Source organism: Streptomyces omiyaensis (assembly GCF_014650895.1).
Taxonomy (GTDB): domain Bacteria; phylum Actinomycetota; class Actinomycetes; order Streptomycetales; family Streptomycetaceae; genus Streptomyces; species Streptomyces omiyaensis.
In genome coordinates, this window is record NZ_BMVV01000007.1 from 173,486 (window position 1) to 189,708 (window position 16,223).

A 16,223-nucleotide genomic window follows, 5' to 3' on the forward strand; every position below is an offset into this window, starting at 1 on the left:
TCCTCGGGAAGGGCCTACAGCTGTCCGACCGAGGTCACGCGGACGACCGCCCGGCCCTCCTCGTCGGAGGCGGCCAGGTCCACCTCCGCGCTGATGCCCCAGTCGTGGTCGCCGTTCGGGTCGGCGAAGGTCTGCCGGACGCGCCACAGGCCGTGCGCCGCGTCCTCCTCGATCGCCAGCAGCTTCGGGCCGCGCGCGTCGGGGCCGGTGCCCAGGTCCTCGTACTCGTCCCAGTACGCGTCCATCGCGTCGCCCCACGCGTCGGCGTCCCAGCCGGACCCGGCGTCCATCTCGCCCAGCTCGCCGACCTTGTCGAGCGCCGCCAGCTCCACCCGCCGGAACATCGCGTTGCGCACCAGGACCCGGAAGGCGCGCGCGTTCGCCGTGACCGGCTTGACCTGGTCGGCCTTCTCCTGCGCCTCCTCGGCCGTCTGGACCTCCGGGTTCGCCAGCTGCTCCCACTCGTCGAGCAGCGAGGAGTCCACCTGGCGCACCATCTCGCCCAGCCAGGCGATCAGGTCCTCCAGGTCGTCCGTCTTCAGGTCGTCCGGGATGGTGTGGTCGAGCGCCTTGTACGCGCTCGCCAGGTAGCGCAGCACGATGCCCTCGGTCCGCGCCAGCTCGTAGTGGGAGGTGAACTCGGTGAAGGTCATCGCCCGTTCGTACATGTCGCGGATGACGGACTTCGGCGACACCGGGTGGTCGCCGACCCACGGGTGCGACTTCCGGTAGACGTTGTACGCGTGCCAGAGGAGCTCCTCCAGCGGCTTGGGGTAGGAGACGTCCTGGAGCCGCTCCATCCGCTCCTCGTACTCCACCCCGTCCGCCTTCATCCGGCCGACGGCCTCCCCGCGCGCCTTGTTCTGCATCGCGGCGAGGATCTGGCGCGGGTCGTCCAGCGTCGACTCGACCACGGAGACCATGTCCAGGGCGTACGACGGCGATTCGGGGTCGAGCAGGTCGAACGCGGCCAGCGCGAACGTCGACAGCGGCTGGTTCAGCGCGAAGTCCTGCTGGAGGTCGACGGTCAGCCGGATCGTGCGGCCCTCCGCGTCCGGGGCGTCCAGCTGCTCCACCACGCCGCCGTCCAGCAGCGAGCGGTAGATCGCGATGGCCCGCCGGATGTGCTTGAGCTGGTTGCGGCGCGGCTCGTGGTTGTCCTCCAGGAGCTTGCGCATCGCCTCGAAGGCGTTGCCGGGGCGGGCGATCACCGACAGCAGCATGATGTTGGTGACCTTGAAGCGGGAGGTCAGCGGCTCCGGCTCGGCGGTCTGAAGCTTCTCGAAGGTCGTGTCGCTCCAGGCGACGAAGCCCTCGGGCGCCTTCTTCCGGACCACCTTGCGGCGCTTCTTCGGGTCGTCGCCGGCCTTCGCCAGCGCCTTCTCGTTCTCGATGACGTGCTCGGGCGCCTGCGCCACCACGAAGCCGGCGGTGTCGAAGCCGGCCCGGCCCGCCCGGCCCGCGATCTGGTGGAACTCGCGGGCGCGCAGCGTCCGCACCCGGTTGCCGTCGTACTTGGTGAGGGCGGTGAAGAGCACCGTGCGGATCGGCACGTTCACGCCGACGCCGAGGGTGTCCGTCCCGCAGATCACCTTCAGCAGACCCGCCTGCGCCAGCTTCTCCACCAGCCGCCGGTACTTCGGCAGCATGCCGGCGTGGTGCACGCCGATGCCGTGCCGGACGTAGCGGGAGAGGTTCTGGCCGAACTTGGTGGTGAAGCGGAAGTTGCCGATCAGCTCGGCGATCTTGTCCTTCTCCTCGCGCGTGCACATGTTGATGCTCATCAGCGACTGTGCCCGCTCGACGGCCTGCGCCTGCGTGAAGTGCACGATGTAGACGGGCGCCTGGCGGGTCTCCAGGAGCTCGGTCAGCGTGTCGGTGATGGGCGTGAGCCGGTACTCGTACGAGAGCGGCACCGGCCGGGTCGCCGAACGGACCACCGAGGTGGGGCGGCCGGTGCGCCGGGTGAGGTCCTTCTCGAACATCGACACGTCGCCGAGCGTCGCCGACATGAGCACGAACTGTGCCTGGGGGAGTTCCAGCAGCGGGATCTGCCAGGCCCACCCCCGGTCCGCCTCGGCGTAGAAGTGGAACTCGTCCATGACGACCTGGCCGATGTCGGCGTCCTTGCCGTCCCGCAGCGCGATCGAGGCCAGCACCTCCGCCGTACAGCAGATGACCGGCGCGTCCGCGTTCACCGACGCGTCGCCGGTCAGCATGCCGACGTTCTCCGTGCCGAAGATCTTGCACAGGTCGAAGAACTTCTCCGACACCAGCGCCTTGATCGGCGCCGTGTAGAAGGTGACCTGGTCGTTGGCGAGCGCCGTGAAGTGCGCCCCCGCCGCCACCAGCGACTTCCCGGACCCCGTCGGGGTCGACAGGATGACGTTCGCCCCCGAGACCACCTCGATCAGCGCCTCCTCCTGCGCCGGGTAGAGCGTGATGCCGCGCTCCTCCGCCCAGGAGGAGAAGGCCTCGAAGAGGGCGTCGGGGTCGGCGGTCGGCGGCAGCTGATCGATAAGGGTCACGTCACCATCTTGCCTGCATTCCGCCCGGATGAGGGAACCGGCTGTCGAACGTCAAGATCACGCCCGATAGGCTGCCCCGTCGACCGGTCGTCAATGCGGCGCCGGCAGGGGAGAAACGGGGCGGAACCGACCATGATGGGACCGGCGCACTCGCTGTCCGGAGCGGCGGCCTGGCTGGGCGCGGGAGCCGCCGCGGCCGCCCTCGACCACCCGATGCCCTGGCCGGTGCTCCTCGTCGGGGCGCTGCTGTGCGCGGGCGCCGCCCTCGCCCCCGACCTGGACCACAAGTCGGCCACCATCTCGCGCGCCTTCGGCCCCGTCTCCCGGGGCCTGTGCGAGGTCGTCGACAAGCTCTCGTACGCCGTCTACAAGGCGACCCGCAGCCCCCAGGACCCGCGCCGCTCCGGCGGCCACCGCACCCTCACCCACACCTGGCTGTGGGCCGTCCTCATCGGCGGCGGCTGCTCGGTCGCGGCCGTCACCGGCGGCCGCTGGGCGGTCCTCGCCATCCTCTTCGTCCACCTCGTCCTCGCCGTCGAGGGCCTGCTGTGGCGGGCCGCCCGGATGTCCAGCGACATCCTGGTCTGGCTGCTCGGCGCGACCAGCGCCTGGATCCTCGCGGGCGTCCTCGACCAGCCGGGCAACGGCTCGGACTGGCTCTTCACCGCTCCCGGCCAGGAGTACCTGTGGCTCGGCCTGCCGATCGTCCTCGGCGCCCTCGTCCACGACATCGGCGACGCGCTCACCGTCTCCGGCTGCCCGATCCTCTGGCCGCTCCCCATCGCCCGCAAGCGCTGGTACCCCATCGGCCCGCCCAAGGGCCTGCGCTTCCGCGCCGGCAGCTGGGTCGAGCTGAAGGTCCTCATGCCGGTCTTCATGATCCTCGGGGGCGTCGGCGGGGCCTCCGCGCTCGGCTTCCTCTGACCCTTCCGGCACGGTCGCCCGGACACCGGCCCGGCGGCGCGGGAGCCGGGCCCCGGCGGCCCGCCGCCCCGCGCCCCGCCCACCCCGGACCCGGGACGCCACGACCGCCGGGCCCGGGGGCGCCAGACCCCCTCCGGACCCGGGGGCGCCACGACCGCCGGGCCCGGGGATAACACGGCGTTATGGCCGAACGGGATTACCCGGGGATCCCCCGCGTGACCACTCTGGTTCCACCCACTCCCCCCACAGGCGGCACTTCCGCGTGCCGTCGGAGACGAGGAACCTTGCGCACGCACCGCATATGGGCGTCCGTCGCAGCCTCGACGCTCTCCGTGCTCGCCCTCTTCGCGCCCGCCGCCACCGCCGCGGAGCGGACGCCCGTCCGCGCCGACGCCGCGGCCGTCCAGCCGATCATCGGCGGCGGATACGCCCAGAGCGGCCCCTGGGCGGCCCGGCTCTTCTCCAACGGCAGGGAGACCTGCTCCGCGACGATCATCGCCCCCACCTGGATCCTGACGGCCAAGCACTGCGTCACCGGGGGCGGACTGTCCTTCCGGATCGGCAGTCTGGACCAGCACAGCGGCGGGACCGTCGCCAACGGGGCCCAGACCTACACCCACAGCTCCGATCTCGCCCTGGTCCGCCTGGACCGCTCCGTGACGGCGACCTACGCCCGGCTCGGCCAGCCCGGTTCCGTGAGCGTCGGACAGAGCGTCCAGGTCTACGGCTGGGGCGCCACCTCCCAGTGCGGCTCCGAGGCCACCTGTCAGTCCCGCTACCTGAAGGTCGCCGACGTGACGGTGACCGGCGGCTGTCGTGACGCGTACAGCGGCTCGGCGATCTGCGCCCGGCGCGGCAACGGCATCACCGCCGGCGGGGATTCCGGCGGCCCGATGATGGCCAACGGCGTCCAGGTCGGGGTCGCCTCCACCAGCGACCGCCAGACGACCACCGCGTACACCAACGTGACGGCCTACCGCTCCTGGATCCAGTCGGTCGCCGGCGTCTGACCGCCGGCCGGACGGTCGTGACCCGCGCCCGGTCGGGGCGGGTCACGACCGTCGCCCGGGCCGGGCACGACGGCCCGGGCTCAGCCGTGCCAGGAGCGCCACAGCGCCGCGTAGGCGCCGTCCGCCGCGACCAGCTCGTGGTGGCTGCCCAGCTCGCTGATCCGGCCCTGCTCGACGACCGCGATCAGGTCGGCGTCGTGGGCCGTGTGCAGCCGGTGCGCGATCGCCACCACCGTGCGCCCGTCCAGGACCCGGCCGAGCGAGCGCTCCAGGTGCCGGGCCGCGCGCGGGTCGAGGAGCGAGGTCGCCTCGTCCAGGACCAGCGTGTGCGGATCGGCCAGCACCAGCCGCGCCAGCGCGATCTGCTGGGCCTGCGCCGGGGTCAGCGCCCGCCCGCCCGAACCGACCTCGGTGTCCAGGCCCGCCTCCAGACCCCGGGCCCAGCCCTCCGCGTCCACCGCCCCCAGCGCCGTCCACAGCTCCGGATCACCGGCCTGCGGGCGGGCGAGGAGCAGGTTGTCGCGGAGCGTGCCGACGAAGACGTGGTGCTCCTGGTTGACCAGCGCCACGTGCTCGCGGACCCGCTCGGCCGGCATCCGGGCCAGCTCGGCGCCGCCGAGCGTGACCGACCCGGCGCGCGGACCGTAGATGCCCGCGAGGAGCCGGCCCAGCGTCGACTTGCCCGCCCCGGAAGGGCCGACCAGCGCGACCCGGGTGCCCGGAGGGACGGCGAGCGACACCCCGTGCAGGACGTCCACGCCCTCCCGGTAACCGAAGCGCACCCCGGCGGCCTCGACCGCACGCCCCTCGGGCCGCACCGACCCGTCGCCGGGCTCCGGCTCGATGTCCCGCACGCCCACGAGCCGGGCCAGCGACACCTGCGCCACCTGGAGCTCGTCGTACCAGCGCAGCACGATCCCGATCGGGTCCACCAGCATCTGCGCGAGCAGCGCGCCCGTCGTCAGCTGCCCGACGTCCATCCAGCCGCGGAGGACGCAGAAGCCGCCGATGGCGAGCACCCCGCACAGCACCGTCGTGTGGGTGAGCGTGACGACGGGGAAGAGCACCGCCCGCAGGAAGAGGGTGTACCGCTCCCAGCGCGTCCACTCGTGGATCCGCCGGTCCGAGAGCGCCACCCGGCGCGCGCCGAGCCGGTGCGCCTCGACCGTGCGGCCCGCGTCGACGGTCTCGGCGAGCACGGCCGCCACCGCCGCGTACCCGGCCGCCTCCGAGCGGTAGGCGGCGGGCGCCCGCCTGAAGTACCAGCGGCAGCCGGCGATCAGCAGCGGCGCGGCGAGCACCACGGCCAGGGCGAGCGGCGGCGCGGTGAGGGCGAGCCCGCCGATCAGCAGCCCAACCCACACCACGCCGATGACGAGCTGCGGCACGGCCTCGCGCATCGCGTTGGCCAGCCGGTCCACGTCGGTGGTGATGCGGGAGAGCAGGTCGCCGGTGCCGGCCCGCTCCAGGACGCCCGGCGGGAGGCCGACCGCCCGGACCAGGAAGTCCTCGCGCAGGTCGGCGAGCATCTCCTCGCCGAGCATCGCCCCGCGCAGCCGGACGAGCCGCACGAAGACCGTCTGCACCGCCAGCGCGACGGCGAACACCGCCACCGAGCCGCCCAGATGCAGCTCCCGGGCGCCCTCGGCGAGCCGGTCCACGACCTGCCCGAGCACGTACGGCCCCGCCATGGACGCGGTCACGGCGACCGCGTTCACCCCGACGAGCAGCGCGAAGGCCTTCCGGTGCCGGCGCAGCAGCGCCCGGACGTAGGCCCGGACGGTCCCGCCGGCGGCGACGGGCAGGGTCGTGGCGGTCGTGGGGGCCGCCGGGTCGTACGCGGGCGGCGCCAGGCCGATCATGCGGTGTCCCCTTCCGGTGCTTCGCGTCCGGCCACGGCCGTCGCGGCGAGTTCGTCGTCGGTCTCCCGGGTGACGACCGCCCGGTAGCGCGGTTCGTCCGCCAGCAGTTCGCGGTGGGTGCCGTGGGCGACCGCCCGGCCCTCGTGGACCAGGACCACCCGGTCCGCCAGGTCCAGGAGCAGCGGCGACGAGGCCAGCACCACGGTGGTGGCGCCCGCCCGCAGCTTGCGGACCCCGTCCGCGACCCGGGCCTCGGTGTGCGAGTCGACCGCCGAGGTCGGCTCGTCGAGGACGAGCACCTCCGGGTCGGTCACCAGGGACCGGGCGAGCGCGAGGCGCTGGCGCTGACCGCCGGAGAGGGAGCGGCCCCGCTCCGTGATCCGGGTCCGCATCGGGTCCCCGTCGGTCTCCACCGACGCCTGCGCGAGCGCGTCGAGGACGTCCTCGCAGCGGGCGGCGGCGAGCGCGTCCCGCGCCCGGACCGCCCCCGACGAGGGCACGTCGAGCAGCTCGTGGAGGGTGCCCGACAGCAGCACCGGCTCCTTGTCCTGGACGAGGACGGCCGTCCGGGCCGCGTCCAGCGGCAGTTCGTCCAGCGGCACCCCGCCCAGGCGGACGGAGACGTGGTCCTCGCCCGGCTCCGCCGGGTGCCCGCCGAGCCGGTCCGCGAGCCGGCCCGCCGCGTCCGGGTCCCCGCACACCACGGCGGTCAGCAGCCCGCCGGGGGCGATCAGGCCGGTCAGCGGGTCGTACAGGTCGCCGCCCGGCTTCCGGGGCCGGTCGCCGGGCCCCCGGCCGGCGGGCTCGGTGACCCGGGCCAGGGCCAGCACCCGTGCCGCGCGCCGCGCGGACGGGCGGGAGAAGGCGTACGCCATCGCGATCTCCTCCACGTTCCGCAGCGGATGGTGGGTGAGCGCCACCGCGCCGTAGACCGTGACGAGCGCGCCGACCGTGATCCGGCCGTCGAGCGCCAGACCCGCCCCGTAGGCCACCACCGCGATCAGCAGCAGGCCCGGCAGCAGCACCTGGACGGCGGCGATCAGCGCCCACATGCGGGCGCTGCGCACGGCCGCCCGGCGGACCTCCTGGGAGGCGGCCCGGTAGCGGCCGAGGAACAGCTCCTCGCCGCCGATGCCGCGGAGCACGCGCAGCCCGGCGACCGTGTCGGACGCCAGCTCGGTGGCCTTGCCGGCCTTTTCTCGCTGCTCGTCGGCCCGGCGGGTGGCGCGCGGCAGCAGCGGCAGCGCGGCCAGGGCGAGCGCCGGGACGCCGATCGCGACGACGGCGCCGAGCGCCGGTTCGTAGAGGACGAGTCCGACGCAGACGGCCAGCAGGGTGAGGACGGCGGCGGCGAACCGGGAGAACGCCTCGACGAACCATCCGATCTTCTCGACGTCGCCCGTCGACACCGCGACGACCTCTCCGGCCGCGACCCGCCGGGTCAGCAGCGAGCCGAGCCCGGCGGTCCGGCGGGCGAGGAGCTGCTGCACCCGCGCGGCGGCGGTGATCCAGTTGGTGACGGCCGTGCGGTGGAGCATGGTGTCGCCGACGGCGATGCCGACGCCGAGCGCCGCCGCCACTCCGCAGCCGAGCGCGAGCCCGCCGCCGTCGCGGTCGACGACCCCCTGGACGGCGATGCCGACGCCGACCGGCAGCCCCGCGATGGACAGCTGGAGCAGCAGGCCCCACAGCAGGGACCGCACCTGCCCGCCGAGCTGCATGCGCCCGAGCCAGATCAGGAACCGGGTGCCCGAGCGGACGTCGGGCACCCCCGGGTCGGCGTAGGGGAGTTGATGGATCTGCATGACGTCCCCAGGGGTGCTCGGGGGCGGACGGGGGGTGGTCCGGCGGCACGCGGGCGTGCGTCGGCGGGGGTCCCGGAGAGGGACCCCGTGGGTACGGACCCCGGGGTGCGGGATCCGTGCCAGGTTCGCCCCCCGCACGGGCCCGCGGCAACGGATTTTCCGGCTGCCGCGGTACGGATCGGACCCCCGGACCCCGGTGGCGCACGCCCGTCGCTCCCGCCCCGTCGCTCCCGCCCCGTCACTCCTGTCCCCTCGCTCCCTCCGGCGGGGTTTCGCGCGCGGTCGCCCCCGGCCCGGCCGTCGCCTCCGGCGGGCCTTCCCGCCCCGTCGCGTCCTCCGGCCGGCGCTGGCCCGGGACGCTGCGGTCGTTCTGGAGCTCCAGCAGCTCCCGGAAGAGCCCGGGCGCGACCGAGAGTTCCTCGAACGTGCCCTCCTGCACGATCTGCCCGTGGCCGAGCACGACGATCCGGTCGGCCACCGCCACGTTCGCCAGCCGGTGGGTGACCAGGACGACCGGCCGCCCTTCGGCGACCTCCCGCAGCCCGGCGAAGATGCGGTGCTCGGCGCGGGCGTCCAGCGCGCTGGTCGGCTCGTCGAGGACGAGCACCCCCGGCCGGTAGAACGCCCGGGCGATCGCGATCCGCTGCCACTGCCCGCCGGACAGCTCCACCCCGCCGAACCACTCCCGGGCCAGCAGCGTCCCCCAGCCGCTGCGCAGCCCGTCCACCACCTCGCCCGCACCGGACCGCTCGGCGGCCCGCAGCAGCGCCGCGGTCCCGCCGCGCGGCTGTCCGAGGGTCACGTTCTCCTCGGCGGACAGCGGCCAGTGCGCGAAGACCTGCGGGACGACCGCCGTGTGCCGCCACATCGCGTACGCGTCGAGCTCCCGGACGTCCCGCGCGTCCCAGGTGACGGTGCCCTCCGTCGGCAGGTACAGGCCGGTGAGCAGCCGGGAGAGCGTCGTCTTCCCGGAGCCGTTCTCGCCGACCAGGGCGACGATCTCGCCGGCCCGCACCTCCAGCGTGACGTCGGCGAGCGCGGGCCCGTCGGCGTCCGGGTAGGTGTAGCCGAGGCGTTCGGCGCGGACGGCCTTCGGCGGGTCGGGGACGATCGAGCCCCGGTCGAGCCGGTGGCCGCCGGCCTCCGCGATGAAGTCGGCCCAGTCGTCCACGTACAGGCCGGTGCGGAAGATCCGGGTGCCGTAGCCGACGATCCCGTACAGGTTGTTGCCCACCGTCTGGAGGGCGAAGACGGCGGTGCCGGCCGACGCGAGCGTCATCCGTCCGGAGGCGAGCAGCAGCACCAGCGCGCCCCACATCACGGCCGAGGCGGCGCCGCCGGCCACCGAACCCGCCATCGCCCAGCGCGAGCCGCGGTGGATGGCCCGGTCGGTGACGTCGTCCACCCGGGCGCCGATCTCCCGGTAGCGGCCGAGGAGGAAGCCGAACATGGTGCCGGAGCGGAGCTGGTCGGCGATCTGCCGGTCGGCGATGTACCAGCGCAGGTGGCCGAGGGTGCGCCGCTCGGCGGAGACGGCCCGGCCGCTCTCCCACTGGAGGTGCGCGCCCTTCATCCGGGCCAGCGCCTGCGGGAGCACCGCGAGCACGAGCAGCGGCAGCAGCACCGGGTGGAGCACGGCGACGACGCCGGCGGCGGCGATGATCGAGGCGAGGCAGGACATCAGCATCTGCGACTCGGTGATGAGGTCCTTGGCGACGTCGGCGCCGCGGTCGGCGTGGTCCCACTGGTCGTTGAAGCCGGGGTGGTCGTACGCGGTGAGCTCGGCGTGGGCGGCGGCGTGCAGCATCTCCAGCTCGGCCTCGCGGGAGATCCGGGGCGAGAGGCGCGAGGAGACGTCGGAGATCACGATGCCGAGGACGGCCCGCAGGCCCACGGCGGCCGCGATCAGCGCGATGGAGGGCAGCGCCTGCGCGATCCGGTCGCGGATGTCGCCGGGGGCGACGAGCGAGGTGAGGGTGGACCCGGTGGCGACCAGACCGGTGGCCTCCAGGACGGCCGACAGGGCCTGGCAGGAGAGGAGCAGGGCGACGGCGCGGCGGTCCACCCGCCAGCCGAGCGCGAGCCCCTTGCGGACGAGCTGCGGCAGCCGGCGGGCCATCACCCACGGCGAGGTGGGTCTGCCTTCGAGGGCGGCGAGCTTGCCCTGCTGGAAGCGGTACTCCTCGGCGGGCGGGGTCGGCGCGGGGGCCGGCGGCGGGGTGTCGGAGGTCTGCTCTGCGGTCACGGTGGTGGTTCCCCCGTCCGGGTGGCGACACGGAAGGGGAGGAGTTACCCAGCCTCGTCCGCGGCGCACCGTCCGGCGGGCGGTTCACCCGCCGGGGGGAGCCGTTTCCGGACAGGCGCCGGTGACCGGGCGGCCCGCCCCGCCCCGGCCCGGGGCGGGCGGCGGGCCGGGGCAGGGCGGGGCGGCCGGGCCGAGGCGACCGGGCCGGGTCAGGGGCGGGTGGCCCGCTCCAGGGCGAGGAGGGCGGAGGCGTACCGGCGGCCGGTGGCGCGGTCCATGCCGATCTCGCACATGCGGTTGGCCGAGAGGTGCGCGTCGAAGGGGCGGGCGGTGACCTCGGCGGCCTCGCGGGCGGTGGCCGAGGCGGTCAGCTCGGGGTGGAGCATGCCCCGGTCGCCGGCGAAGGCGCAGCAGCCGGCGTCGGCCGGCACGACGACCTCGTCGGCGCAGAACTCCGCGATCTCGGTGAGCTTCTCCGCGTCCCCGAGGTGCCGCATCGAGCACGTGGGGTGCACCACCGCCGAGTCGACCCGGCGGCGGGCCTCCAGGCGGGGGAGGAGCTCGTCGGCGGCCCACACCAGGGAGTCCACCACGGTCAGTTCGGCGTGCAGGGCGCGGTTGTCGTCGGTCAGGTGGGGGACGACCTCGTGGGCGATGCCGAGGGTGCAGGAGGAGGCGTCGACCACCAGCGGGAGCCGGCCGCCCGCCGTCCAGCCCCAGGCGGCCTCGACGATCCGGTTGGCCATCACCGCGTTGCCCTCCTCGTACCCCTTGGAGTGCCAGATGGTGGCGCAGCAGGTGCCGGCCACGTCGTCGGGGATCCAGACGGGGCGCCCGGCCCGGGCCGAGACGGCGACGACGGCCTCGGGCAGGGACGGGCCGGGGGTCCCCTCGGGGTTGCCGAAGATGCGGTTGACGCAGGCCGGGTAGTAGACGGCGGTGGCCGCCGGGCGGTGGGTGCGGGGGAGCCGCCGGCGCGCCGCGCCGGGGATCTCGGGCAGCCACTCGGGGACGAGGTCGGGCCGGACGGCCTTGCGGGCGAGGCCGGTCACCCGTGCCAGGAAGCCGTCCCCCATCCGGTCGGCGGCGCCGACCGCGAGCCGTGCCGAGGCCTCCACCGCGCGGAAGTGCCGGGCGGCGAGGGCGGCGATCCGCTCCTCGCGGGGGGAGTGCCGCGCGTGCCGGAAGTCCTTCATCAGCGCGCCCGTGTCGATGCCGACGGGACAGGCCAGCTTGCAGGTGGAGTCGCCGGCGCAGGTGTCGACGGCGTCGTAGCCGTACGCCTCCAGGAGCCGCTGTTCGACGGGGGAGCCGTCGGCCTGCCGCAGCATCTCCCGGCGCAGCACGATCCGCTGGCGCGGAGTGGTCGTCAGGTCGTTGCTGGGGCAGGTCGGTTCGCAGAAGCCGCACTCGATGCACGGGTCGGCGATCCGCTCGACGGACGGGATGGTCTTCAGGCCGCGCAGGTGTGCCTGCGGGTCCCGGTCGAGGACGATCCGGGGGGCCAGGACCCCTTCCGGGTCGACGAGTTCCTTGGTCCGCCACATCAGCTCGGTCGCCTTCGGTCCCCACTCCAGCTCCAGGAAGGGGGCGATGTTGCGTCCGGTGGCGTGCTCGGCCTTCAGGGAGCCGTCGAAGCGCTCGACGGTGAGCTTGCAGAAGTCCTCCATGAAGGAGGCGTACCGCTCGACGTCGGCGGGGTCGGCGGCGTCGAAGGCGAGGAGGAAGTGCAGGTTGCCGTGGGCGGCGTGCCCGGCGACGGCGGCGTCGAAGCCGTGCCGGCCCTGGAGGTCGAGCAGTTCCGCGCAGGCCTCGGCCAGCCGGTCCGGGGGCACCGCGAAGTCCTCGGTGATCAGGGTCGTGCCGGAGGGGCGGGAGCCGCCGACGGCCGTCACGAAGGCCTTGCGGGCCCTCCAGTAGCCGCCGATGACGGCCGGGTCGCGGGTGAAGGCGTTGTCGACGGAGGGGACCGGGGCGACGAGGGCGAGCCCGGCCAGGACCTCGTCCGCCGCCCGCCGGTACGCCGCGAGGGCGGGTTCGTCGGGCGCCCGGAACTCGACGAGCAGCGCGGTGGTGTCCTTGGGCAGCTCCGCCCAGTCGGCCGGCACGCCGGGCACGCTCACCGAGGCCCGCAGGGTGTTGCCGTCCATCAGCTCGACGGCGAGCGCCCCCGCCTCCGTGAAGCGGGGCACGGCCGCGGCGGCGGCGGGCAGGGTGGGGAAGAAGAGCAGGGCGGTGGAGACCAGCCGGTCGAGCGGGAGGGTGTCGAAGACGACCTCGGAGAGGAAGCCGAGGGTGCCCTCGGAGCCGACCATCAGGCCGCGCAGGATCTCCACCGGGGTGGCGCCGTCGAGGAAGGCGTCGAGACGGTAGCCGTTGGTGTTCTTGATCCGGTGCTTGGCGCGGATCCGGTCCGTGAGCTCCGCGTCGGCCTCGATCTCGGCCTTGAGGGCGAGCAGCCCCGCGCAGAGCCGGGGCTCGGCGCGGGCCAGCTCCTCGTCGGCGGCCGGGTCGGCGGTGTCGACGACCGTGCCGCCGGGGAGCACGACGGTGAGCGAGGCGACGGTCCGGTAGGAGTTCCGGGTGGTGCCCGCGGTCATCCCGGAGGCGTTGTTGGCGACGACCCCGCCGATGGTGCAGGCGACCGCGCTGGCCGGGTCGGGGCCGAGCACCCGGCCGTGGGGCGCGAGGGCCGCGTTGGCCCGGACGACGGTGGTGCCGGGGCGGATCCGGGCCCGCGCGCCGCCGTCGAGGACCTCCACGCCCGCCCAGTGGCGGCGGACGTCGACGAGGATGTCCTCGCCCTGCGCCTGTCCGTTGAGACTGGTGCCGGCGGCGCGGAAGACCACCTCGCGCCCCTTGCCGCGGGCGTAGGACAGCACCGCCGAGATGTCGTCGACGTCCTCGGCGACGACGACGACCTGCGGCAGGAAGCGGTAGGGGCTCGCGTCGGAGGCGTACCGGACGAGGTCGGAGACGCCCGAGAGCACCTTCTCCGGTCCGATCAGCGCCGCCAGGTCCTCGCGCAGCCGCCGTGGGGTGCCCCGCGCCTGGAGGTCCGGGACCCGGTCGGGGGCCGGGGTCCGCTTCCGTCCCGGGCTGAGGGCCTGCGGGTTCGGTTCCAGCAGCGGCATGGCACGGCTCCCCTCGGCGCGGGCGCCGGCGTCAGCAGCCGCTCTCCGGGACGGGCCCGGCCAGGGCGGTCAGCAGACCTCCGAGCACCTCGCGCTGTTCGACGGTCAATGGAGCCAGGATGTCCTCTGCGGCGGCCCGGCGCGCGCTGCGCAGCTCCCGCAGCGTGGCGCGTCCCTCGTCGGTGAGCTCGATCCGCACCACCCGGCGGTTGCTCGGGTCGGGCGCCCGGCGGACCCGCCCGGCCGCCTCCAGGCCGTCGACGAGGCTGGTCACGGCGCGCGGGACCACTTCGAGGCGGGCGGCGAGGTCGGTCATCCGCGGCGGCGCGTCGCCGTAGTGCGCGACCAGCCGCAGGAGCCGGGACTGGGCCGGGGTGATGCCGACCGGCTCCAGGTGGCGCTTCTGGATGCGGTGGAGCCGGCGGGTGAGCCGGAGCAGCTGCTCGGCGAGGAGCCCGTCGGGATCGGGGGTGCTCACGGCGGCGGAGTTCATGGGGGAACGATATCAGGACCTTGTTCATTGTGAACATAGGTAAGAATGGGCTATAGTCCCCTCTGCACCCTCATGTCTCGCATCCTCGAAGGAGCCCATGCGTCCCCACGACGAGTCCACCTGGACACCTCCGCCGCGCGATCCCGCGCAGCCGAGGGAGCCCGCCCAGCTGCGGCGCATCCTCGGCCTCTTCCGCCCCTACCGCGGCCGCCTCGCGCTCGTCGGCCTCCTGGTCGCCGCCGCCTCGCTGGTCTCGGTCGCCTCCCCCTTCCTCCTCAGGGAGATCCTCGACACCGCGATCCCCCAGGGGCGCACCGGGCTGCTCAGCCTGCTCGCCCTCGGCATGATCGCCACCGCCGTGCTGACCGGTGTCTTCGGCGTGCTCCAGACCCTGATCTCCACCACGGTCGGTCAGCGCGTCATGCACGACCTGCGCACCGCCGTCTACGGCCGCCTCCAGCGCATGCCGCTGGCCTTCTTCACCCGGACCAGGACCGGCGAGGTCCAGTCCCGGATCGCCAACGACATCGGCGGCATGCAGGCCACCGTCACCTCGACGGCGACCTCCCTGGTCTCCAACCTCACCGCGGTCGTCGCCACCGTGGTCGCGATGCTCGCGCTCGACTGGCGGCTCACCCTCTTCTCCCTCCTGCTGCTGCCCGTCTTCGTCTGGATCAGCCGCCGGGTGGGCGACGAGCGGAAGCGGATCACCACGCAGCGCCAGAAGCAGATGGCCGCCATGGCGGCGACCGTCACCGAGTCGCTCTCGGTCAGCGGCATCCTGCTCGGCCGCACCATGGGCCGCGCCGACTCGCTCACCGAGTCCTTCGCCCGGGAGTCCGAGCGCCTCGTCGACCTCGAAGTGCGCTCCTCCATGGCCGGACGCTGGCGGATGTCCGTCATCGGCATCGTGATGGCCGCCATGCCGGCCCTGCTCTACTGGGCGGCGGGCTTCGCCGTACAGGCGGGCGGCGCGGCGATCTCGCTCGGAACCCTGGTCGCGTTCGTCTCGCTCCAGCAGGGTCTCTTCCGGCCCACCGTGAGCCTGCTCTCCACCGGCGTCCAGATGCAGACCTCGCTCGCGCTCTTCCAGCGCATCTTCGAGTACCTCGACCTCGAGGTGGACATCACCGAGCCCGAGGAGCCCGTCCGCATCGGCACCGTGCGCGGAGAGGTCGGCTTCGAGGGGGTCCGCTTCCACTACGACCCCGAGCGCCCGGACCGCCCCACCCTCGACTCCATCGACCTGACCGTGCCCGCCGGAGGCAGTCTCGCCGTCGTCGGCCCCACCGGCTCCGGCAAGTCCACGCTCAGCTACCTCGTGCCCCGGCTCTACGACGTGACCGGCGGCAGGGTCACCCTGGACGGCGTCGACGTCCGCGACCTCGGCTTCGACACCCTCGCGGCCGCGATCGGCGTGGTCTCCCAGGAGACCTACCTCTTCCATGCCTCGGTCGCGGACAACCTGCGCTTCGCCAAGCCGGACGCCACCGACGCGGAGATCGAGGCCGCCGCCCGGGCCGCCCAGATCCACGACCACATCGCCTCGCTGCCCGACGGGTACGACACCCTGGTCGGCGAGCGCGGCTACCGCTTCTCCGGCGGCGAGAAGCAGCGCCTGGCCATCGCCCGCACGATCCTGCGCGACCCGCCGGTGCTCATCCTCGACGAGGCGACCAGCGCCCTCGACACCCGTACCGAGCACGCGGTGCAGCAGGCCATCGACGCCCTCTCCGCGGGCCGCACCACGATCACCATCGCCCACCGCCTCTCCACGGTCCGCGACGCCGACCGGATCGTCGTCCTGGAGGCGGGCCGGATCGCGGAGAGCGGCACCCACCGGGAGCTGATGGCCGCCGACGGCCGCTACGCCGCCCTGGTCCGCCGGGACGAACAGGCGAACGCGGGAGCGGTTGTTCCCACGAACGTGTGATCGTCTCGGGATCCATTGCCCAACTCCCGTACGGAGTCGGATGATTACGTTGTGCGAGCGAGGGGCTGCAGACCACCGATCGCACCGTCCCACGAAACATCTGTACGAGGAGAAGCACCACCATGAACGTCATCACCGATCTGCTCGCCGGCGTCCTCCACTTCCTGGGCTGGCTCGTCTGACGCACGCAGTTCCCCGGCGCCGCCGGCCCCCCGTCCCAGGGGGCCGGCGGCGCCGCCGCGTGCGCGGGCTCCCCGGAATCCCGCCCCCGCCGGGTTACGGTGCGGCC

Annotated in this window: 9 protein-coding genes; 3 read left to right on the forward strand and 6 right to left on the reverse strand. The window is 74.2% G+C overall.

Annotation, left to right across the window (positions count from 1 at the left end):
* Positions 1-14 precede the first annotated feature (14 nt).
* Positions 15-2,528 carry a DEAD/DEAH box helicase gene (locus IE287_RS14330; protein ID WP_189849404.1) on the reverse strand — a complete coding sequence of 838 codons (2,514 nt, stop codon included), beginning with the start codon at positions 2,526-2,528 and terminating at the stop codon, positions 15-17.
* Between the two features lie 132 nt (positions 2,529-2,660).
* Here IE287_RS14330 and IE287_RS14335 point away from each other — a divergent pair, with 132 nt between their 5' ends.
* A complete protein-coding gene (locus IE287_RS14335) occupies positions 2,661-3,452 on the forward strand; it encodes a metal-dependent hydrolase (RefSeq protein ID WP_189849405.1) in 792 nt (263 codons plus the stop codon).
* A gap of 284 nt (positions 3,453-3,736) precedes the next feature.
* Positions 3,737-4,462: a S1 family peptidase gene (locus IE287_RS14340; RefSeq protein WP_229883483.1), complete on the forward strand. Its 726-nt coding sequence runs from the start codon at positions 3,737-3,739 to the stop codon at positions 4,460-4,462.
* Between the two features lie 80 nt (positions 4,463-4,542).
* Here IE287_RS14340 and IE287_RS14345 read toward each other — a convergent pair whose 3' ends face one another.
* The 5 genes from IE287_RS14345 to IE287_RS14365 form a co-directional block, all read right to left on the reverse strand.
* Entirely contained in the window at positions 4,543-6,324 is a 1,782-nt protein-coding gene (locus IE287_RS14345; protein WP_189849407.1) for an ABC transporter ATP-binding protein, read from the reverse strand.
* Positions 6,321-8,129 (reverse strand): ABC transporter transmembrane domain-containing protein, encoded by a 1,809-nt coding sequence (locus IE287_RS14350; protein WP_189849408.1) that lies wholly within the window; start codon positions 8,127-8,129, stop codon positions 6,321-6,323. Before IE287_RS14350 ends, IE287_RS14345 begins: the two co-directional genes overlap by 4 nt.
* Positions 8,130-8,367: 238 nt before the next feature.
* Entirely contained in the window at positions 8,368-10,374 is a 2,007-nt protein-coding gene (locus IE287_RS14355; RefSeq protein ID WP_229883484.1) for an ABC transporter ATP-binding protein, read from the reverse strand.
* Between the two features lie 209 nt (positions 10,375-10,583).
* Positions 10,584-13,508: an FAD-binding and (Fe-S)-binding domain-containing protein gene (locus tag IE287_RS14360; protein WP_189849409.1), complete on the reverse strand. Its 2,925-nt coding sequence runs from the start codon at positions 13,506-13,508 to the stop codon at positions 10,584-10,586.
* 31 nt (positions 13,509-13,539) lie between these two features.
* Positions 13,540-14,001, reverse strand: a complete 462-nt coding sequence (locus IE287_RS14365) for a MarR family winged helix-turn-helix transcriptional regulator (protein WP_189849410.1) — start codon at positions 13,999-14,001, stop codon at positions 13,540-13,542.
* A 97-nt stretch (positions 14,002-14,098) separates the two neighbouring features.
* Here IE287_RS14365 and IE287_RS14370 point away from each other — a divergent pair, with 97 nt between their 5' ends.
* Positions 14,099-15,934: an ABC transporter ATP-binding protein gene (locus tag IE287_RS14370; protein ID WP_189849411.1), complete on the forward strand. Its 1,836-nt coding sequence runs from the start codon at positions 14,099-14,101 to the stop codon at positions 15,932-15,934.
* Positions 15,935-16,223: the final 289 nt, after the last annotated feature.

Excerpts from the sequence above, each read along its gene's own strand:
- IE287_RS14335 (WP_189849405.1), top strand. The coding sequence starts at position 2,661 with ATGATGGGACCGGCGCACTCGCTGTCCGGAGCGGCGGCCTGGCTGGGC.
- IE287_RS14345 (WP_189849407.1), bottom strand. The coding sequence starts at position 6,324 with ATGATCGGCCTGGCGCCGCCCGCGTACGACCCGGCGGCCCCCACGACC.
- IE287_RS14365 (WP_189849410.1), bottom strand. The coding sequence starts at position 14,001 with ATGAACTCCGCCGCCGTGAGCACCCCCGATCCCGACGGGCTCCTCGCC.
- IE287_RS14370 (WP_189849411.1), top strand. The coding sequence starts at position 14,099 with ATGCGTCCCCACGACGAGTCCACCTGGACACCTCCGCCGCGCGATCCC.
- IE287_RS14360 (WP_189849409.1), bottom strand. The coding sequence starts at position 13,508 with ATGCCGCTGCTGGAACCGAACCCGCAGGCCCTCAGCCCGGGACGGAAG.
- IE287_RS14350 (WP_189849408.1), bottom strand. The coding sequence starts at position 8,129 with ATGCAGATCCATCAACTCCCCTACGCCGACCCGGGGGTGCCCGACGTC.